The sequence below is a fragment of the Marivibrio sp. genome, assembly GCF_040218065.1.
GTDB lineage: Bacteria > Pseudomonadota > Alphaproteobacteria > UBA8366 > Aestuariispiraceae > Marivibrio.
Genome location: NZ_JAVJQE010000001.1, coordinates 141,184 through 159,628, shown reverse-complemented (window position 1 = coordinate 159,628; position 18,445 = coordinate 141,184). Strand labels below are relative to the sequence as shown.

The window sequence follows — 18,445 nt, the reverse complement described above, 5'->3', positions numbered from 1 at the left end:
GATTGATGAACGCTTTAGCGCCGCCTTCGGCGCCCTTCCGGGGCAAGATTCGGACGCTCTTCGCAGGCGCCGCGGCGGCGTTTCTTCTGTCGGGGCTGAACCCGGCGAATACGCAAGAAACCGTCGGCGTCGGGGATAGCTTCAAGGACTGCGCGACCTGCCCGGAGATGGTGGTGGTCCCGGCAGGTTCCTTCGTCATGGGCCGCGACGGCGGAGAGCCGGAGGAGGCGCCGGCGACGGAAGTGCAAGTGACGGCGCCCTTCGCGATCAGCCGAACGGAGATCACCATCGGGCAGTACGAGGCCTGCGTCGCCGCGGGCGCTTGCCTGGACCGCTGGGACCACCAGCGCGGCTGGTTCGACGAACGGGACGATCGCGAAAGCTTCCCGATCGTCTCCGTCAGCTACGACAGGTTTCAGCTCTACATCGCCTGGCTGATCGGGAAGACCGGCCGCCATTACCGAATGCCGAGCGAGGCGGAGTGGGAATGGGCCGCGAGCGGCGGACGGGACGCCGCCCGCTGGTGGGGCGACGGCCCGGTCCCGTCCGGCCAGGTGAACTGCCTGAACTGTCCGGGGGAAGACTGGCGCGGTCTGGCCCCGACGGCGCAGTTTCCCGCCAACCCGTTCGGCCTTCACGACATGCTCGGCAACCTGTCCGAATATGTCGGCGATTGCTGGCGCGACAGCCACGAAGGGCGCCCCGCGACGGCTGCCTATTACGGCCCCTGCGACACGGCGTTCCGAACGCTGCGCGGCGGCAAATGGTCCAGCGGCGAGAAATGGATCAACCGCTATACACGGCGGCGGTATCCCGGTGACGCCAGCAGTAACGATTTCGGCTTCCGGTTGGTGACGGACGATCTTCGTCCGGCGGATCGATCCGCGGATTAGCTGCACCTCTCTCATCCTCCGCTCCTGACGGCGCGCATGAAAAAAGCCCCGGATCGATTGATCCGGGGCTTGCCTCATGCGCCGCGCCCGAGGTTCGGGCGCACCTGTGGTGTGTGTCCGACGCCTTGATCGCTTAAAACCGCGCCACTGTCAAGAACAAAAAGAGATTGTGCGGATTCCAGACGATATAAAGAGAAACAAATTAACCCTTCACGGCGAAGGCGAGGTAATTGACGTTGAGATCCTTGGGGTCGAGGCGGAAGTCGTCACTGACGGGGTCGTAGACGAGGCCTTGCAGGTCGGCGAGGCGCAGGCCTGAGGCGCGCAGCATGGCGGCGAGCTCGGAGGGCTTCACGAAGCGCTTCCAATCATGCGTGCCGCGCGGCAGCCAGCGCAGCACGTACTCCGCCGCCACGACGCCGAGCAGGAACCCCTTGGGCGAGCGGTTGAGGGTGGAGAGCGCCATCGCGCCGCCCGGCCGCACCATCGACGCGCAGGTCGCGACGAAGGCGGGCGGGTCGGTGACATGCTCCACCACTTCCAGCGCGAGGACGGCGTCGAACGTCTCGCCCGCGGCGGCGAGCGCCTCGGCCGTCTCGAAGCGGTAGTCGATTTGAAGGCCGCTTTCGGCGGCGTGGGCGCGCGCGACGCCGATCGACTCCTCCGTCGCGTCGAGGCCGACGACCTCGGCGCCGAGGCGCGCCAGCGGCTCGCACACCAGCCCCCCGCCGCAGCCGACGTCGAGGAGGCGCAGCCCTTCGAACGGCCGCACGCTTTTCGCATCGCGGCCGAAGCGCGCGCACAGCCGGTCGCGCAGGAACTGCAGACGCACGGGATTGAGCTTGTGAAGCGGCTTGAACTCGCCCTCTTCGTCCCACCATTGGGCGGCGATGCGGGAGAATTTTTCGACTTCGCTGCGATCGACGGAGGCGCTTGCGCTCATCACGACGGCTTTCCTCAAAAACAAAGGACGGCGGAGGCGTCTGGATACCGCGCGGCCTTGCGCGCGGATCAGCGCTTGAGTATGGATACGCCGCGCCGGCCCGGCAAGGCGGGCGGACCTTCTGACGCATGAGGACGCGGACCCCCGCCCATGGCCCGGATCGTGATGAAATTCGGCGGCACCTCGGTGGCCGACATCGAGCGGATCGCCAACGCCGCCGCGCGCGTCAAGCGCGAGGTCGAGGCCGGGAACGAGGTCGCCGTCGTCGTCTCCGCCATGGCGGGCGCGACCAACCAGCTGGTCGGCTATGTCGATCAGACGAGCCGGATGTACGACGCGCGTGAATACGATGCGGTCGTCGCCTCCGGCGAACAGGTGACGGCCGGCCTGATGGCGCTGCGCCTGCAGGAAATGGGCGTCGCCGCGCGCAGTTGGCTCGGCTGGCAGATCCCGCTGAAGACCGACGAGGTGCACGGCAAGGCCCGGATCGAGGAGATCGGGACCGACAATCTGGACCCGCGGCTCTCGAACGGCGAGGTGGCGGTGATCGCCGGCTTCCAGGGGGTGAGCCCGCGCGGGCGCATCACCACGCTCGGCCGCGGCGGCTCGGACACGACGGCGGTCGCGCTGGCCGCCGCCTTGAAGGCGGAGCGCTGCGACATCTACACCGACGTCGACGGCGTCTACACGACCGACCCGCGGATCGTCTCCAAGGCGCGCAAGCTCGCGCGCATCTCGCACGAAGAAATGTTGGAGATGGCCTCCCTGGGGGCGAAGGTTCTGCAGACGCGGTCGGTCGAACTTGCTATGAATCACGGGGTGCGGCTGCAGGTGCTGAGCAGCTTCGACGACAAGCCGGGCACCCTGGTCGTGGACGAGGACGAGATCGTGGAGCAACAGGTCGTAAGCGGCATCGCCTATTCGCGCGACGAGGCGAAGGTCACCCTGGTCAAGGTCGCGGACAAGCCGGGCGTCGCCGCCTCGGTCTTCGGGCCGCTGGCGGACGCGGCGGTCAATGTCGACATGATCGTCCAGTCCGTCGCCAGCGACGGCGTGCGCACCGACATGACCTTCACCGTCGCCAAGACGGATCTGGAGCGCGCGGTCGCCGTGCTGGAGAAGAACCGCGCCGCCATCGAATACGAGCAGCTGATCCAGGACGCGGACGTGGTGAAGATCTCGGTCATCGGGGTGGGCATGCGCAGCCATGCGGGCGTGGCCCAGACCATGTTCCGCACGCTGGCCGACAAAGGGATCAACATCCAGGTGATCTCCACCAGTGAGATCAAGATCTCGACGCTGGTGGCCGAGGAATACACCGAGCTTGCGATCCGCGCGCTGCACACCGCCTACGGGCTGGACGCGGCCTAAAGGGCCGCCGGCCGCGACGACGGCCGACAACATCGCGAAACCGATGGCGCGCCCGGTCCGGATCGGACGCGGCCGAGGAGACGGGCGAGAAGCATGGGCGTCACCGCGAAATGGGCCGGGTCGCGTCAGCTGCTGAAGCGGCTGCGCGACGTCATGGCCGGCGGCGGCGCGGCGCAGGAGCGGCTCGATAAAATCGTCCGCCTCATCGCCCGCGACATGGTGGCGGAGGTCTGCTCGATCTACGTGCGCCGCGCCGGCGACGTGCTGGAGCTGTTCGCCACCGAAGGCCTGAAGGCCGAGGCCGTGCACCAGACCCGCCTGCGCGTAGGCGAGGGCATCGTCGGCGACATCGCGGCCAACAGCCGCCCGACCGCGCTGGCCGACGCGCAAAGCCATCCCAACTTCGCCTTCCGACCGGAGACCGGCGAAGAGGTCTACAAATCCATGATGGGCGTGCCGATCCTGCGCGGCGGCCGCGTCTTGGGCGTGGTCGCGGTGCAGAACCGCACCAGCCGCAGCTACACCGACGAAGAAGTCGAGGTGATGGAGACGATCGCGATGGTGATCGCGGAGCTCATCGCCTCTGGCGAGGTCGTCCGGCGCGGCGAGCAGGCGCCGGCGGACGGCCTGGCGGTGGCGCCCCTGCGCCTGGATGCGGTCAAGCTGAACGGCGGTCTGGCGATGGGGCGGGCGGTGCTGCACCGGCCGTACGTGCCGGTCGGCCGCCTGGTGGCGGAGGACGAAACGCAGGAGCAGCAGCGCCTCGCCGAAGCGTTGGCGGCGATGCACAAGTCCCTGGACGATATGGTGGACAAGGCGGACAGCGACGGCGCCGGCGATCATGTCGACATTCTCAAGACTTATCGAATGATCGCCCAGGATCGGGGCTGGATTCGGCGGATCCGGGAGGCCGTTTCGACCGGTCTGACGGCTGAAGGCGCGGTTGTACGCGTACAGGATGAGACGCGCGCGCGCATGAAGGATGTAGACGACGCGTACTTGCGCGAACGGCTGTTGGATCTTGAGGATCTGGCCTACCGCCTGCTGCAGCATCTGGCCGGCGGGCCGGAGGCGCTGGCGGCTGCGGCCGGGGCCTTGCCGGAAGACGCGATCCTGGTCGCCCGCAACATGGGCCCGGCCGAACTGCTGGATTACGACAGCGCCCGGCTGCGCGGGCTGGTGCTGGAGGAAGGCTCGGCCACCAGCCACGTCGCGATCGTCGCCCGCGCGCTCGACATTCCGGTGCTGGGCCGGGTGAAGAACATCGTCAGCCGGGTCGAGGCCTACGACCGCATCATCGTCGACGCCAACAACGGCGTCTGCTTCGTGCGGCCGGGCGAAGATTTTCGCGCGGCCTTCGAAACCTCGATGCGCACCTTCGAGGAGAAGCGCGAAACCTATCGCCGCGAGCGCGATCTGCCCAGCGTCACACGCGACGCCGTCTCCGTCGAGCTGATGATGAACGCCGGGCTGCTGATCGACATGGCCCATCTGCACGAGAGCGGCGCGTCGGGCGTCGGGCTCTACCGCACGGAAGTGCCGTTCATGGTGCGCTCCGATTTCCCGGGCGTGGAGGCCCAGACCGATTTGTACGCCAAGATCGTGGATCAGGCGGAGGGCAAGGAGGTCGTCTTCCGAACGCTGGACATCGGGGGCGATAAGGTGCTGCCCTACTTCCAGTCCTCGGACGAGGAGAACCCGGCCATGGGCTGGCGAGCCATCCGCATCGCGATGGACCGGCCGGGCCTCCTGCGCACCCAGTTGCGCGCCATGTTGCGCGCCGCCGGCGCGCGGCCGCTTTCGGTCATGTTTCCGATGGTCGCCGAGGTCGCGGAGTTCGAGTACGCGCGCCGCCTGCTGATGAAGGAGGTCGCGCGCGCCGAGGAGCGCGGCGAACCCACGCCGAGCCGTCTGCAGGTCGGCGCGATGCTGGAGGTTCCCTCGCTCGCCTTCCAGATCCGCGCGTTAGCGGGGCGCGCCGACTTTCTGTCGATCGGCTCGAACGATCTGATGCAGTTCCTGTTCGCGTCGGATCGCGGCAATCCGCGGCTCGACGGACGCTACGACCCGCTGTCGCCCCCGGCGTTGGGTTTCCTGGCGCATGTCGTCCGGGAATCGAACGCCGCCGGCATACCGCTCTCCGTGTGCGGCGAGATGGCCGGAGATCCGCTGCAGGCGATGGCGCTGATCGGGCTCGGGGTGCGGCGCTTGTCGATGGCGCCGGCGGCGATCGGCCCGGTGCGCACGATGGTCCGCTCGCTCGACGCCGGGGCGGTCAACGACTTCACGCACAGCCTGCTTTCGGCGCGCGGCCACTCGCTGCGCGCGCGACTCGCCGGCTTCGCCCGAGATCACGGGGTGGCGCTCTGAGCGCCGCGGAATCGCCCTAGTTCCAAGAGTTCCAAGACGAGATCGGGCATTGCGTTTCCGTGGCGCATCTACATACTATCTTTAAATCGCTGGCGTTTTCAGGCTGAGCGCCCCGTCCGCCACGGGCATGATCGACAACGAGCCGAGGCTGAAGCACCCCTTTATGGCGCGCGCCCCCGAGACAGACCGTCAGCACGATCCGCACGCCCACGCCGAGGCGGAGCGAACCCGCGTCGGCCATATCCTGCGCAGCGCCCGTCTGTCGCGCGACGAAGACCTGAAAGACGTCGCCGCGAAGCTGCGGATCCGCCACCCCTACCTTGAAGCCATCGAAGAAGGCCGGCTGGGCGATTTGCCAGGCCCCACCTACGCGGTCGGGTTCGTGCGCGCCTACGCCGACTATCTCGGGTTGGAGACCGAGGACGTCGTCGCCCGCTTCAAGGCGGACAGCCGGGCGCTCGCCGCCAAGGCGGAGCTCGTGTTCCCCGAGCCGCTGCCCGGCGGTCGGGTGCCGGGGTTCGCCCTGCTGCTGGTCGCGCTGGTCCTTGGCGGACTGGTCTATGGCGGCTGGCTTTACATCTCCGGCCAAGATCGACCTGTGGCGGAGATCATCCCCGCCGTGCCCGACGAGCTGGTCGAACTGATCGACGGGGCGAGGACGCCGGACAATCCGCCCTCGACCGACGGCCGATCCGCCTCACAGGGCGAGCCCCCTCAGGCCGACGCGCCGGCGGCGGCGCCCGAGACGGAGTCGGGATCGACGTCGGGACGGGACGAGCCGCTCGCCTCGGATCCGACGGCGCAGGCGGCCCTTGAGGTCGAAACGCCCCAAACCGAAACGCCCGAGACCCAAGGCCCAGACCCGACGGCGCCGGGTTCGGCCGCGTCCAGTCCGGCCGAAACCGACCAGACCTCCCGCCAGCAGACGGCGAGCGAAGAGACGGCGGGCGAAGAGACGGCGGGCGATCAAGCGGCCACGACGCCGCAGCCGCCGATCCGCACCGAGGAGGAAATCGCCGCCGAGGCCGAACGGGCCGCGCGCCAGGCCGCAGACGAAGCCGCCGCCGAGGCCGAGCGTCTCGCCCAGCAACAGGCCGCGGAGATGCAAGCGCGCGCCGAGGCGGAAGCCGACGCCGGCGCGCAAGCGCTCGCCGAACGACCCGCCGAGGAAGCCGGTCCGACGCCGGAAGCGCCGATGGAGGCGCCCGACGAAACGCCGGCCGCCGGCCCCTCGGCGGAGGGCGTGCAGACCGAGGAGCCGACCGGCGTAAGCGCGCAGACGGGTGCTGAAGCCGAGACGGACGCGCCCCAGGCCCCGAGCCCGCCGCCGCCGAGCGCGCCGCAACCGACCGCCCAGCCCGCCGCCGGCGACGCCGGCTCCGTCTTCGGCGCCCCGCCGACGCAAAGCCGGGTGTCGATCACCGCGCGCGTCGCCTCCTGGATTGAAGTCACCGGACCGGACGGAGAGACGCTGCTCGCCCGTCTGCTCCGCGCGGGCGAGACCTATCGCGCCCCCGATCGGGCCGGCGTCACGTTGGTGACCGGCAATGCGGGCGGCCTTGAAATCGTCGTGGACGGCGAACGCGCGCCGGACATCGGCCCGTTGGGCGCCGTGCGCCGCAACGTCGCGCTCGACCCCGACAAGCTGAAAGCGGGGGTCGCGGCCGGCGGCTGAGGGGCGCCGACCGCGACTGCGCGCTCAGGCGGCGGTCTTCCAATCGGGGCGCGCTGCGTGCGCGCCTTCGACGCGCTCGATATGGGCGACGATCGCCGTCTCCACCGTCTCGCGGTGGGTAAACGGACCCATATGTCCGGCTCCTTCCACCACCGACAGACGCGCCGCCGGCAGCATCGCCGCCAGTTGTTCAGCGACGACGCGGCTCGGTTCGGGCGAGGTCGCGCCCCGCAAGATGAAGCTCGGGATCCGGCAGGCTTTGAGCGCGTCAGGCCGAGAAGGCTCCTCGAAGAGCGCGTGGAAGTCGAGCGCCGCCTTCGACGCCCAGGCGAGCAACCCGGTGCGCTTCTCCATCGGCAACGAGGCCCAATCGCCCGACCCGCCCCAATAGTCGACGAAGATCTCCATCGCGGCCGCCCGGTCGCCGATGGCTAGCCGTCCAGCGACCGCACGCGCGATCCCGGCGATCTCGGCGAAGGGGCCGACGCCGGCGGCGCCGAGCATCTTCAGGAGATGGAACGCCGAGGGCTCATAAAGGCTGAGGCTCGCCACTCTGTTCGGGCGCGCCAAAGCCAGGTGCAGGGCGACGCCGCCGCCGTAGGAATGGCCCACCAGGTGAACCGGCCGCCCGACCTCGTCGATCAGGCGCAGCAGCGGCGCGGCTTCCTCCGCCAGCGTAAAGGCTCGTGCGCCCTCCCAGACAGGCCCGCCCGGTGCCCCAAAAAGCGACGGTCCGAGGAAGGGGCGCTCCAAGCCGAGGCGACTGGCCAAACCGCGCCATTGCTTCGGGCCGGCGCCGGAGCAATGCAGCGCGAGCACCGGGGTCGATCCAGACGTCATGACCGGTCCCTCCAGGGCAAAGCGTCGACCGGCAGGTTAAGATCAACCGGCTCGCCGCGCAGGACGGCGCCGATATCAATCCGCTGAAGGCCGATGCTGCACACATCATGGTCGCTCATGCCGGCCGGTTCGCGAGCGTGACGCCGCTGCTCGGCGCGGGCTGCGCTGGGCGCCCACAGCGCGCGGTTCCAATCCGCAAGCCGGGATCCCACGCGCATCAGGCGGGTCGGGTGAGAGGACGGCGCGGTCATCCGCGCCGGGGAAAGTGTATACGCCATGACGACGGAATCTCCTCATCAGCTGCATGACGGACCGGCCGCGCCGCCCCCTAGGTTGGGGTCGGCGGGCCAGCTCGTCGCACGGTCAGGCCGCCTTGCGCGTGATCGTCACCGGCGTCGGCCGGCAGATCGTGTTGCAGACGGGCGAGCGCCGCTGCGCCTCGGCGATCAGAGCCTCAAGCTCCTCGTCCGAGCAGTCGGCCTCTACCGACAGTGCGATGCGGATCTCCTGATAGCCGGGCGTGGTTTCATCATCGAGCGCCAACAGACCGCGCAGATCGATGTCGCCCTCAAGCTCGGTCGAAAGGCTGCGGATTCGAACGCCGCGCGCCGTCGCGTGCAGCACGAGCGTGGTGGTGACGCAGCCCGCCAACGCGTGCAGCAGGAACTCGACCGGGTTCGCCCCCTCATTGCGGCCGAGCAGGACCGGAGGCTCGCCGTTGGTGAAGTCCCAGGCTTCGCTGCGGCTGTCGTCCTCGCGGCCCGCGCCGTAGAAGCCCTGAATGGTCGAGCGGTTCTCGCCGCCCGAGATCCAGCTGTTGCTGGCCCGGAAACGGAACTGCGCCAGAGCCGGGTCGGCTTTGAGCGCCGCGATCGTGGCGGTCGCGGCCTCAACGTCGAGGCCGTTCAATTCCGGTTGAGCCGCGCGTGCGGCTTGGTGCATGGACATGATGCTGATCCTTTCTTCTACCGGTCGCCGAAGCGCCGCACCGCGCGGGCTTCCAGGCGACAGGCGCGGTGTTTACCGCTGGACAGCCGCACGGGTTAGATCGATAACTGACACCATCGATCCATTTGCGCCAAAAAAGGGTCGTTTAAGATGCAACGACAAGAAGCCAAGCGGGTCCGCGTGCAGATCGTCGCGGTCCCGGAGACCGCGGGCTCGGCGCTCTACGGCATGATCGACGTGCTGAACGCCGCCGGCGTTCTGTGGGACGCCCTGACCAGCCGACCCGTCGGCGCGCCGCATTTCGAAATCCGGATCGTCTCGCCGGACGGGGCGCGCTTCCGTTGTCTAAACGGCATCCCGGTGGAGCCGGATTGCAGCCTGAACGCGGCGCCGCCGGCCGACATCGTCATCCTGCCGGAGCTTTGGCTCGCGGTGGACGATCCCATGGAGGACCGCTACGCCGAGCTGATGGATTGGATTCGGCGGCGCTACAGCGACGGGGCCTTTATCTATTCGGCCTGCTCGGGCGCCGTGATGATGGCCGCGAGCGGGCTGCTTAAAGGGCGGGAGGCGACCTCGCACTGGGCCTACCAAGATATGTTCCGCGCGCGTTTCCCCGAGACGACCTTCCGCCCGGAGCCCAATTTAGTTTTCGCCGAGCCGACCGGGCGGATCGTCACCGCAGGCGGCACCACCTCCTGGCACGATCTGGCGATCCACATCATCGCGCGGCACTGTTCGCCAGAGGAAGCGGTTCGCATCGCCAAAGTCTATCTGCTGAAATGGCACAACGAGGGGCAGGCGCCCTACACCAGCCTGGTTCGCTACCGACCGCACGCGGACGCGGCCGTCCGGCGGGTGCAGGACTGGCTGGCCGATCACTTCTCCGAGGCGGACGCGTTGTCGCGCGCCGTGCAAGTCTCCGGCGTTCCCGAGCGCAGCTTGAAGCGCCGTTTCAAGGCGGCGACCGGCTCGACCCTCATCTCCCACATCCAGAACTTGCGGGTCGAGGAGGCGAAGCGTCTGCTGGAAGGCGGGGCGCACGCCTGTGAAGATGTCGCGCCCATCGTAGGATACGAGAACGCGGCCTTTTTCCGCCGGCTGTTCAAGCGCTCGACTGGCCTGGCCCCCGCGCAATATCGGCGCATGTTCCAGCCGGTGCGCAAGGCGGCCGAAGCGCCCGCGCCGGCTTGATTTCCGGGGCGTCTGCCCGCATCTTGTCAGGGTGATTGGACGCGCGAACTCGGGGCCGTCAGCCCCGGTGCGCGAGATTTGAAAGCGGGGCGAACCGGCATGAGCGTCAGGCCCTATCGCGACATTTATCGACGGAAATCGCGCCAAATCCACGTGGGCAAGGTGGCCGTGGGCGGCGACGCGCCGATCACGGTCCAGACCATGACCAACACCTTGACCGCGGACGTGGAGGCGACGATCGCGCAGATCCGGCGCTGCGAGGTGGCGGGCGCCGACATCGTGCGCGTCTCCTGCCCGGACGAGGCGTCGACGGAGGCGCTGGCGAAGATTGTGCCGGAAGTGACCGTCCCGATCGTCGCCGACATCCATTTCCATTATAAGCGCGCGATCGAAGCCGCGAAGGCCGGCGCCGCCTGTCTGCGCATCAATCCAGGCAATATCGGTTCGGCCGAACGGGTGCGCGAAGTGGTGCAGGCGGCGAAGGATCACGGCTGTTCCATTCGGATCGGGGTCAACGCCGGCTCGCTCGAGAAGCACCTGCTGGAGAAATACGGCGAGCCCTGCCCCGAGGCCATGGTCGAGAGCGCGATGGAGCATGCCCGGCTGTTGGAGGAGAACGACTTCCAGGAATACAAGATCTCGGTGAAGGCGTCCGACGTTTTCCTCGCCTGCGCCGCCTATCAGGCGCTGGCCGAGGCGACGGACGCGCCGCTGCATCTCGGCGTCACCGAAGCGGGCGGCCTGCGCTCAGGCACCATCAAGTCGTCGATCGGCATGGGCTCGCTGCTGTGGGCCGGGATCGGCGACACCATCCGCGTCTCGCTGTCGGCCGAGCCTGAGGAAGAGGTCCGCGTCGGCTTCGACATTCTGAAGGCGCTCAACCTTCGCCACCGCGGCGTCAACGTCATCTCGTGCCCCTCCTGCGCGCGCCAGCAGTTCGACGTGATCGAGACGGTGAAGGTGCTCGAAGAGCGCCTCGCCCACATCACCACGCCGATGACCGTGTCGGTGATCGGCTGCGTGGTGAACGGGCCGGGCGAGGCGCGCGAGACCGACATCGGCTTCACCGGCGGCGGCAAGGGCACCCATCAGGTCTATATCGCCGGGCAGCCCCACCACCGGCTGAAGGACAAGAACATCGTCGACCATCTGGTCGAGCTGGTGGAGGCCAAGGCGGCCGAAATCGAGGCCGAGAAGGCCGCCGGAGAGACGCGCGCCGACGGCGGCCAGGCCGCGGCCGAGTAGCGCCTCCCCCCGAACCGAAGGACCATCGTCCCGTGGCGGAGCCGCAATCCGTCGTCCGGCCGGCGCTTGCGCGGCCCTACAGCGTCGGCGCGACCCATCGCACCGCGGACGCCCGCCTGCGCGAAGCTCTGTTCGTCGAGGACGCGGTCCTCGACGAGACCTATCAGGCGCTGATCGCGGCCGGCCTGGCGCCGGCGGCTATGATCTCCACCTGCGACCGGGTGGAATTGCACGGCGTGAGCCCGGAGCCGGAAGCGGCCGCGTTGAAGGCCGAAGCCTTCCTCGCCGAGCGCGCGGGCGTCTCGCCCGCCCGGATGGAAGGGGCGGTCTATCGCCTGTACGACGCCGACGCCGTTCATCACCTCTACCGCGTCGCGGCCGCGTTGGAGAGTCAGATGGTCGGCGAAGCGCAGGTGCTGGGCCAGCTCAAGGCCTCCGTCGCCCGCGCCCAGGCCGCGGGCGCGATCGATAGCGACGCCGACCGCCTGTTCCAGAACGCCTTCCAGGTCGCCAAACGCGTGCGCAGCCAGACGCGAATCGGCGAAGGCGCGGTTTCGGTCGCAGCCGCGGCGGTGCGGGTGGCGGGCGATCTGTTCGGCGACCTGTCGCGCCGGCGAGGCCTGCTGATCGGCCTCGGCGAAGCGGCGGAGGTGATGCTGGAGCAATTCGAGCGCGCCGGCCTGACCCACTTCGACCAGACCGGCCCCGCCCGCCGGACCGAACGTCAGGCGGTTCGCGCGGGACGCAACTTCGCGCCGTTCGATCGGCTGGAGGAGGCCTTGGCCGGGGCCGACGTGGTGGTGACGGCCGGAGGGCTCGGCCGCTATCTGATCGACCGCGCCGCGCTGGAAGCCGCCTTGAAGCGCCGCAAGCGCCGGCCGATGCTGATCCTCGACTGCGGCGTTCCAAGCGACGTGGACCCGGCCGTCGACGCGTTGGACGAGGCCTTTCGCTACACCCTCGCCGATGTTGAGAAGCTGGCCGAGCGCGGCCAACTGGACCGACGGGCCGAGGCCGAGGAAGCCGCGCGCATGGTCGAAGCCGCGGTCGTCGAATGGCGGCGCGCCCAGGCCGAGCGCGAAGGGATCCCCGTCCTGATCGCCCTGCGCGACCACTTCGAGGAGACCCGAGCCCAGGTCCTGCAGGCGCACCCCCGGGCCGACGCCGAGGAGGCGACGCGGCTGCTGGTCAATCGCCTGCTTCACCGTCCGAGCGAAGCGCTGCGCGCGATCGCCGGCGACGGGGAGGCGGCCGACCTGCGGGACACCGTGACGGTCAATCGCGTCCTGGCGCGCCTGTTCGGCGTCGGTCCCGCCGCGGAAGCCGCTCAGGACAACGAAAACGAGGATCGATAGAAGCCGATGGGGTGGAGCGACAATCTGGACCGGGTTTTGGCCCGCCATCAGGAACTGTCGGATACGATGGCGCGCGGCGACATGGCGCCCGACGCTTTCCGAAAGGCGTCGAAGGAGTATGCGGACCTCAGCCCGCTGGTGGAGAAGGCCGAGGCCTTCAAGGCCGCTCAGGCGGAGCGGCGCGATCTGCAAGCCCTTGTCGACGATCCGACGAGCGAGCGCGAGATGCGCGAGCTGGCCCGCGACGAACTCGCGGCGCTCGACGAGCGGTTGCCGACCATCGAGCACGAGCTCAAGCTGTTGCTGCTGCCGAAGGACGAGGCCGACGATCGCAACGCCATCCTGGAGATCCGAGCCGGCACGGGCGGCGACGAGGCGGCGCTTTTCGCGGGCGATTTGTTCCGCATGTACCAACGCTACGCCCAAAACGAAGGCTGGAGGGTCGAAGTGATCGAGCTCAGCGAGAACGAGATCGGCGGCTATTCCCAGATCGTCGCCGAAGTCCAAGGCGACGGCGTCTACGGCCGCCTGAAATACGAATCCGGCGTCCACCGCGTCCAACGAGTGCCGGAGACGGAATCGGGAGGCCGCATCCATACGTCCGCCGCGACCGTCGCCGTGTTGCCGGAGGCGGAGGAGGTCGACGTTGAGATCGACGAGGGCGATCTGCGCGTCGACACCTACCGCAGCCAAGGCGCGGGCGGTCAGCACGTCAACACGACCGACAGCGCGATCCGCATCACCCACCTGCCCACCGGCGTCGTCGTCACCTGCCAGGACGAAAAGTCTCAGCACAAGAACCGCGCCAAGGCGATGCGGGTGCTGCGCGCGCGGCTCTACGACGCTGAGCGCGAACGCCAGATGAGCGAGCGCGCCGAGGCGCGCAAGACCCAGGTCGGCTCGGGCGACCGCTCGGAGCGCATTCGCACCTACAACTTTCCCCAGGGCCGTCTCACCGATCACCGCATCAATCTGACCCTCTACAAGCTCGACAAGATCATCGCGGGCGAGGCTCTAGGCGAGGTGATCGACGCGCTGATCCTGGAGGATCGCGCCGCGCGGCTCGCCGCGATCGGCGAGGATGCATGACCGCCGTCCCGCACCGCGCCGCGCCGACCCAGGCGGCGTTGGAGCGCGAGGCGGTCGGGACGCTGTCGCTGGCTGGCGTCGAGGCGCCGCGCCGGGACGCCCGCCTGCTTCTCGCGGCCGCCCTGGGCCGGCCGCCGGCCGCCGTGATCGGGGCCGGCGGCGAGCCCGTCGACGCCGACGAAGCCGCGCGGTTTCGCGATCTGGTGCAGCGTCGCGCCCGGCGCGAACCGGTCTCCCGGATCCTGGGCCGCCGCGAGTTCTGGAGCCTGTCGTTCGAGATCTCACCGGACGTCCTGGACCCGCGCGCGGACAGCGAGACGCTGGTCGCCGCCGCGTTGGAGGCCTTTCCCGCGCGCGACCGGCCGTTGCGCGTCCTGGATCTGGGGGTGGGCGGCGGCTGTTTGCTGCTCTCGGTCCTCGCCGAGCGGCCGCTGGCGCGCGGACTGGGGCTGGACGCTTCGCCGGCGGCGGCGGTTGTCGCGCGGCGCAACGCGCTGGCGCTGGGCCTCGCCTCGCGGGCGATGATCGCCGTGGGCGACTGGGCGCGGGCCGTCGCCGGCCCGGTGGACTTGATCCTCGCCAACCCGCCCTACATCCCGCACGCCGAGATCAAGCGGCTGAGCCCGGAGGTGCGTGACTTTGATCCGCCAGACGCCCTCGACGGCGGCGCGGACGGTCTCGATCCATACCGCGTCATCCTGGCCGCAGCAGCCGATCTCTTGCCCTCGGACGGCGTCGCGGCGCTCGAAGTGGGCGTCGGACAATGGCGCGCCGTCGCCGACATCGCCGAGGCCTCCGGTCTCGCCGTGCTGGCTTGTCGCCGGGACGCCGCCGGGATCGCGCGTTGCTTGGTCGCGGGCGGCAAAAAACGGCTTGGAAAGCCCCTTGGGACCGGCTAGGGTCCCTTCGTGTCGGGCGGCCGACGCGAGCCCATTTCAAGATCGCGATTGCGGTCCGGGGATCGCGGGCGCCGACAGATGCTGGCGCTAAAATTCGAAGAGAGCGGCGCACGACAGCGGATGACGCGCTTGCGCGAGGGAGCGCAGAAGCGTCGACCGCGCGACGCCTGACGGACGCCGGAGCCGACCGGCCTCCACCACGATCAAGCGGACGGCGACGAGGCCGACCGACGGCACGCCTCGCGCCCGACGGGCTGCGGGGCGGACGCCCCCGCCGGCGGGGCGAGATTGACGCGAATGCGACGCGAGGGGACGCCGCCGGAAACTCGGCCGACGGCGTCGGTTCAACGAACGAGGATCGGTGTGAGCAATCAAAATCAGAAGCGCGGTCGGCGGAACAGCAACAACGGCGGCCGACGCGGCGGCGGCGGCGGCGGCAATCCCGCCCGGCAGAATTTCGATTCCAACGGACCCGGCGTGCGCATCCGGGGCAACGCCTCGCAGATCCAGGATAAGTATTTGCAGCTCGCGCGCGACGCGCAGGGCTCCGGCGACCGGGTTCTGGCCGAAAACATGCTCCAGCATGCGGAGCATTACTACCGCATCCTCAACAGCGACAATTCCGACCGCGGTCGGGACGGTCGACAGGGGCAGCCCCAAGCGCCCAACGCATCGGAATTGACCCAGCGCGGCGATCAGGATGACGACGCCGGTAATCGCGCGGACCGTTCGGAGCAGAACGACGCGGACCAGCGCCGCGACGACCAGCGCGGGGCCGACTCTCGCGGCGGCGACGAGGCTGACGGTCGCTCCGGCGGGCGCGGCCAGCGCGCCCGGGGCCGCGGGCGCGGCCAGCGCGGCGGCGGCGAGGAAGGCCAGGATCAACTGGACTTCGACGGCGACCGCAAGAAGGCCGACGCAAGCGACGGCGACGAGCCGTCGGACGGCGGCGACCAGGACGCCGCCAACGACGCCCAGCCGCCCAAGCGCGGACGCGGCCGCCCGCGTAAGAACCCCGACGCGCCGCCGCGCAAGCGTCGCCCGGCGAAGAGCGAGTCCGACGAGGAGTCCTCCGAGGGCGACGACGACGCCGGTCTGCGGGCGATTATCGGCGCAGATTGAGGGGCGACCGCCCAAGGCCGCCCCGTCGGTCTCGCCGCCCAAGGTTTCAGGGGACCCCGCACAAGCGCCCGGCTGTTCGAAAAAAGCTGACGCCGTTCAGGGTCTGCGCTCTGAACGCCGCGGATTTCCTATCTCCGTCGAGAGCGGGTGCATGCCTGGAACGACGGAATTGAGGACGCGCCGACCTTTTCGGGCGGCAAGTCGGGCGCGCGGGATCTTATCGATGAAGGCGCAAAGGCCGGACCGAACCGCCTGAGGCCCCCGCCCTCGCGGGAGAAGCGCCTTCAGACGAGGGCGACCGCGTCGCCGACGCCCACGCGCCCGCCGGCGGTGACGCGCGCATAGACGCCGCATTGCACATGGCCGAAACCGCGTCGAAGCGTCATCGGCACATTCATGTCGACCGCCCCGTCGACCGGGTTCACGTTGGTCGCCGCGCAGCGCTCGATCGGCTCCACCACCTCCAGCACGGCGTCCCCGATCTGAAGTTTCCGTCCGATCCAATCCTGTTCAGCCCACGCCTGGGCGCCGTCCAGATAGAGGTTGCCGCGAAAGCGCAGCGGATCGACCGGCTCGCGCGCGACGCGCTCGATATCACGCACGCTCGCGAGATTGATGATCGAAACGAAGGGGTCGGGAACGTCGGTGAATTGTTCGTCGCTCGGCGCTTCGACGATTTTGGGCGCGCCCCGCGGCCCGTCCGGCAGGAAGCCGGACAGGAAGGTCTGCAGCAGCATCCGGCCCGTGACGTCGTCGAGCTTGCCGCGACTCACCTGCTTGCCCTTGCGGGTGATCGTCAGGATGTTGGTCTCGTCGTCGAAGGCGACGCCCAACTGGCCAAGCTTCTCGTCCTTGGCCAGCATCAGGAATTCTTTTTTCTCGGCCCAATGCGGAGCGGCCGGATCGATTCGGCTGGCGGCGTGCGCGATCGCCCACCGGCGATCGTTGGGGAGTGCGCGCCCGATCGACAGGGTCGTCTCCTGCAGCGCGTCGGAGGCGAGACCCTTGACCGGATAGCGACGAATGTCGGCGAGCGTAATCGGCATGGGCGGGAGTTTTAGCGCATCGTCGCCGGCGCGCAACCCGCTTGCCCGTCCCGCGCCCCGTCGATACCGTCGGCCGGGAGCAAGCGTCCGCCCCGCCCCCGCCCGATCGCGAGGCCGCCCGGCCAATGGCCCTGATGTTTCCTTATGAAGTCTACGCCCTGCGCGTCGGGGCGGCCGCGCCCGTTTACGCGCTGCTGTCGCCGGTCCGTCTGGCGCTGGCCGCCTTCGGCCCGACGCCGCCGCCCTTCGGTCGCGACCTGGCGAACGCGCTGCGCGCGCTCGACGCCTCGCCGGGCGAAGTCCAGGACATCATACTGATCGGGCCGGCGCCGGCCGGCGGCCCGAAGACCGTCGCCGCCTTCGCGGACGCCTGGATTCATCGGGTGAGCGCGGAGAAGGACCTGCTGGCGGGGGTGTCGGCGATCTACGACGCGCACGGCGAGCTGACGCTGTCGATCGCCACCCGGCGCGGACGGCTCGTCCTGCCGCGGCCCGAGGCTGCGCCCCCCGGCGCGACGCTGCGGCTCGACTGATCGCCTAGAATTGCATCTCCGCCACCTTGCGCAGCAGGAAATCGCGGAACACGGCGATGCGTTTGGAATGGCGAAGCTCTTCAGGATAGACGAAATAGGCCTGTGTCGTCGGCCCCTGCAATTCCGGGAGAACCGGCTCGAGGCCCATCTTCTCCGGCATCATGAATTCCGGCAGCGCGGCGAGGCCGAGGCCGCTGCGCACCGCGCGATAGATGCCGTAGACCGAGTTGACCCGCAGGATCGGCCGGCGTGGCGATTCGGGCTTGGCGCCCGCGTCGAGCAGCCAGTTGACGGTCTTGACCGGCATCGGCGTCTCTTCGCCGAAGACGACGATGTCATGCTGATCCAGATCGTCGAGCGTCCCCGGCCGCCCCTTCGCCTCGAGATATTCGGTCGAGCCGTAGACCCTGGTCGTATAGCTCATCAAGGGGCGCTGCACGAGATCCGGCTGGCGCGGCGGGCTCATTCGGATGGCCACGTCCGCCTGGCGCATGCCGAGATCCAGCTCCTCGTCCGACAGAATCAACGTCGCCTCGACGTCGGGAAAGAGATGGATGAACTCCTTGATCTGCGGGGTCAGCCACGTCGAGCCGAAAGCGGTTGTGGTGGTGATCTTCAACGGGCCGCTCGGACGGTCCTTCGATTCGGCGAGACGCGCCTCCACCATCGAGAGCTTATGAAAGACGTCCTTGACCGTGCGGAAGAGCATATCGCCCTGCTCGGTTAGGATCAGGCCGCGGGCGTGGCGATGGAACAGCGGGGCTTTGACGCTCTCTTCAAGCGACGAAATCTGGCGGCTGATCGCCGACTGGCTGAGATTCAGCTTCTCGCCCGCATGGGTGAAGCTGCCGGCCTCGGCCACGGCGTGAAAAATCCGCAATCTGTCCCAATCCATCGGCATGCGCGGGAGGTTAGCCTGTTC

The 18,445-nt window shown here is 69.0% G+C and carries 17 protein-coding genes; 11 read left to right on the top strand and 6 right to left on the bottom strand.

From position 1 onward, the window contains the following. Window positions 1-5 precede the first annotated feature (5 nt). A complete protein-coding gene (locus RIB45_RS00755; protein WP_350047734.1) occupies window positions 6-893 on the top strand; it encodes a formylglycine-generating enzyme family protein in 888 nt (295 codons plus the stop codon). A 202-nt stretch (window positions 894-1,095) separates the two neighbouring features. On the opposite strand, the gene ubiG is transcribed toward RIB45_RS00755, so the two are convergent. Next, window positions 1,096-1,836, bottom strand: a complete 741-nt coding sequence (gene ubiG, locus RIB45_RS00750) for a bifunctional 2-polyprenyl-6-hydroxyphenol methylase/3-demethylubiquinol 3-O-methyltransferase UbiG (protein ID WP_350047732.1) — start codon at window positions 1,834-1,836, stop codon at window positions 1,096-1,098. Window positions 1,837-1,986: 150 nt separating this feature from the next. On the opposite strand from ubiG, the gene RIB45_RS00745 reads away from it, so the two are divergent. From RIB45_RS00745 to RIB45_RS00735, 3 genes are all read left to right on the top strand, one after another. Next, window positions 1,987-3,207 (top strand): aspartate kinase, encoded by a 1,221-nt coding sequence (locus RIB45_RS00745; RefSeq protein ID WP_350047730.1) that lies wholly within the window; start codon window positions 1,987-1,989, stop codon window positions 3,205-3,207. 93 nt (window positions 3,208-3,300) lie between these two features. Next, the gene (gene ptsP, locus RIB45_RS00740) at window positions 3,301-5,577 is read left to right on the top strand and encodes a phosphoenolpyruvate--protein phosphotransferase (protein WP_350047728.1); all 2,277 of its coding nucleotides are present in this window, start codon (window positions 3,301-3,303) and stop codon (window positions 5,575-5,577) included. 163 nt (window positions 5,578-5,740) lie between these two features. Next, window positions 5,741-7,252: a helix-turn-helix domain-containing protein gene (locus RIB45_RS00735; RefSeq protein ID WP_350047726.1), complete on the top strand. Its 1,512-nt coding sequence runs from the start codon at window positions 5,741-5,743 to the stop codon at window positions 7,250-7,252. 24 nt (window positions 7,253-7,276) lie between these two features. Here RIB45_RS00735 and RIB45_RS00730 read toward each other — a convergent pair whose 3' ends face one another. The 3 genes from RIB45_RS00730 to RIB45_RS00720 form a co-directional block, all read right to left on the bottom strand. After that, the gene (locus RIB45_RS00730) at window positions 7,277-8,092 is read right to left on the bottom strand and encodes an alpha/beta fold hydrolase (RefSeq protein WP_350047724.1); all 816 of its coding nucleotides are present in this window, start codon (window positions 8,090-8,092) and stop codon (window positions 7,277-7,279) included. Continuing rightward, window positions 8,089-8,370, bottom strand: coding sequence for a hypothetical protein (locus tag RIB45_RS00725; RefSeq protein ID WP_350047722.1), 282 nt, complete (start codon window positions 8,368-8,370; stop codon window positions 8,089-8,091). Before RIB45_RS00725 ends, RIB45_RS00730 begins: the two co-directional genes overlap by 4 nt. An 85-nt stretch (window positions 8,371-8,455) precedes the next feature. Continuing rightward, the gene (locus RIB45_RS00720; RefSeq protein WP_350047720.1) at window positions 8,456-9,040 is read right to left on the bottom strand and encodes an OsmC family protein; all 585 of its coding nucleotides are present in this window, start codon (window positions 9,038-9,040) and stop codon (window positions 8,456-8,458) included. A 150-nt stretch (window positions 9,041-9,190) separates the two neighbouring features. Here RIB45_RS00720 and RIB45_RS00715 point away from each other — a divergent pair, with 150 nt between their 5' ends. The 6 genes from RIB45_RS00715 (at window position 9,191) to RIB45_RS00690 (ending at window position 15,944) form a co-directional block, all read left to right on the top strand. Beyond that, the gene (locus RIB45_RS00715) at window positions 9,191-10,234 is read left to right on the top strand and encodes a GlxA family transcriptional regulator (protein WP_350047718.1); all 1,044 of its coding nucleotides are present in this window, start codon (window positions 9,191-9,193) and stop codon (window positions 10,232-10,234) included. A 99-nt stretch (window positions 10,235-10,333) separates the two neighbouring features. Continuing rightward, window positions 10,334-11,479 carry a flavodoxin-dependent (E)-4-hydroxy-3-methylbut-2-enyl-diphosphate synthase gene (gene ispG, locus RIB45_RS00710; RefSeq protein WP_350047716.1) on the top strand — a complete coding sequence of 382 codons (1,146 nt, stop codon included), beginning with the start codon at window positions 10,334-10,336 and terminating at the stop codon, window positions 11,477-11,479. A gap of 32 nt (window positions 11,480-11,511) precedes the next feature. After that, a complete protein-coding gene (gene hemA, locus RIB45_RS00705; protein ID WP_350047714.1) occupies window positions 11,512-12,834 on the top strand; it encodes a glutamyl-tRNA reductase in 1,323 nt (440 codons plus the stop codon). A gap of 6 nt (window positions 12,835-12,840) precedes the next feature. After that, a complete protein-coding gene (gene prfA / locus RIB45_RS00700; RefSeq protein ID WP_350047712.1) occupies window positions 12,841-13,923 on the top strand; it encodes a peptide chain release factor 1 in 1,083 nt (360 codons plus the stop codon). Then, window positions 13,920-14,822 (top strand): peptide chain release factor N(5)-glutamine methyltransferase, encoded by a 903-nt coding sequence (gene prmC, locus RIB45_RS00695; RefSeq protein WP_350047710.1) that lies wholly within the window; start codon window positions 13,920-13,922, stop codon window positions 14,820-14,822. The genes prfA and prmC overlap by 4 nt, the downstream gene beginning before the upstream one ends. Window positions 14,823-15,185: 363 nt before the next feature. Then, window positions 15,186-15,944 carry a DUF4167 domain-containing protein gene (locus tag RIB45_RS00690; protein ID WP_350047708.1) on the top strand — a complete coding sequence of 253 codons (759 nt, stop codon included), beginning with the start codon at window positions 15,186-15,188 and terminating at the stop codon, window positions 15,942-15,944. 284 nt (window positions 15,945-16,228) lie between these two features. On the opposite strand, the gene RIB45_RS00685 is transcribed toward RIB45_RS00690, so the two are convergent. Next, on the bottom strand, window positions 16,229-16,990 hold the full coding sequence (locus RIB45_RS00685) for an MOSC domain-containing protein (protein WP_350047706.1): 762 nt from the start codon (window positions 16,988-16,990) through the stop codon (window positions 16,229-16,231). Window positions 16,991-17,115: 125 nt separating this feature from the next. Here RIB45_RS00685 and RIB45_RS00680 point away from each other — a divergent pair, with 125 nt between their 5' ends. After that, entirely contained in the window at window positions 17,116-17,523 is a 408-nt protein-coding gene (locus RIB45_RS00680; RefSeq protein ID WP_350047704.1) for a hypothetical protein, read from the top strand. A 4-nt stretch (window positions 17,524-17,527) separates the two neighbouring features. Here RIB45_RS00680 and RIB45_RS00675 read toward each other — a convergent pair whose 3' ends face one another. Further along, the gene (locus RIB45_RS00675) at window positions 17,528-18,418 is read right to left on the bottom strand and encodes a LysR family transcriptional regulator (protein ID WP_350047782.1); all 891 of its coding nucleotides are present in this window, start codon (window positions 18,416-18,418) and stop codon (window positions 17,528-17,530) included. Window positions 18,419-18,445 lie beyond the last annotated feature (27 nt).

What these genes read in the sequence shown, in the direction of transcription:
- RIB45_RS00755 (WP_350047734.1), top strand. Translation starts at nt 6, where the DNA reads ATGAACGCTTTAGCGCCGCCTTCGGCGCCCTTCCGGGGCAAGATTCGG.
- ubiG (WP_350047732.1), bottom strand. Translation starts at nt 1,836, where the DNA reads ATGAGCGCAAGCGCCTCCGTCGATCGCAGCGAAGTCGAAAAATTCTCC.
- RIB45_RS00745 (WP_350047730.1), top strand. Translation starts at nt 1,987, where the DNA reads ATGGCCCGGATCGTGATGAAATTCGGCGGCACCTCGGTGGCCGACATC.
- ptsP (WP_350047728.1), top strand. Translation starts at nt 3,301, where the DNA reads ATGGGCGTCACCGCGAAATGGGCCGGGTCGCGTCAGCTGCTGAAGCGG.
- RIB45_RS00735 (WP_350047726.1), top strand. Translation starts at nt 5,741, where the DNA reads ATGGCGCGCGCCCCCGAGACAGACCGTCAGCACGATCCGCACGCCCAC.
- RIB45_RS00730 (WP_350047724.1), bottom strand. Translation starts at nt 8,092, where the DNA reads ATGACGTCTGGATCGACCCCGGTGCTCGCGCTGCATTGCTCCGGCGCC.
- RIB45_RS00725 (WP_350047722.1), bottom strand. Translation starts at nt 8,370, where the DNA reads ATGGCGTATACACTTTCCCCGGCGCGGATGACCGCGCCGTCCTCTCAC.
- RIB45_RS00720 (WP_350047720.1), bottom strand. Translation starts at nt 9,040, where the DNA reads ATGTCCATGCACCAAGCCGCACGCGCGGCTCAACCGGAATTGAACGGC.
- RIB45_RS00715 (WP_350047718.1), top strand. Translation starts at nt 9,191, where the DNA reads ATGCAACGACAAGAAGCCAAGCGGGTCCGCGTGCAGATCGTCGCGGTC.
- ispG (WP_350047716.1), top strand. Translation starts at nt 10,334, where the DNA reads ATGAGCGTCAGGCCCTATCGCGACATTTATCGACGGAAATCGCGCCAA.
- prfA (WP_350047712.1), top strand. Translation starts at nt 12,841, where the DNA reads ATGGGGTGGAGCGACAATCTGGACCGGGTTTTGGCCCGCCATCAGGAA.
- prmC (WP_350047710.1), top strand. Translation starts at nt 13,920, where the DNA reads ATGACCGCCGTCCCGCACCGCGCCGCGCCGACCCAGGCGGCGTTGGAG.
- RIB45_RS00685 (WP_350047706.1), bottom strand. Translation starts at nt 16,990, where the DNA reads ATGCCGATTACGCTCGCCGACATTCGTCGCTATCCGGTCAAGGGTCTC.
- RIB45_RS00680 (WP_350047704.1), top strand. Translation starts at nt 17,116, where the DNA reads ATGGCCCTGATGTTTCCTTATGAAGTCTACGCCCTGCGCGTCGGGGCG.
- RIB45_RS00675 (WP_350047782.1), bottom strand. Translation starts at nt 18,418, where the DNA reads ATGGATTGGGACAGATTGCGGATTTTTCACGCCGTGGCCGAGGCCGGC.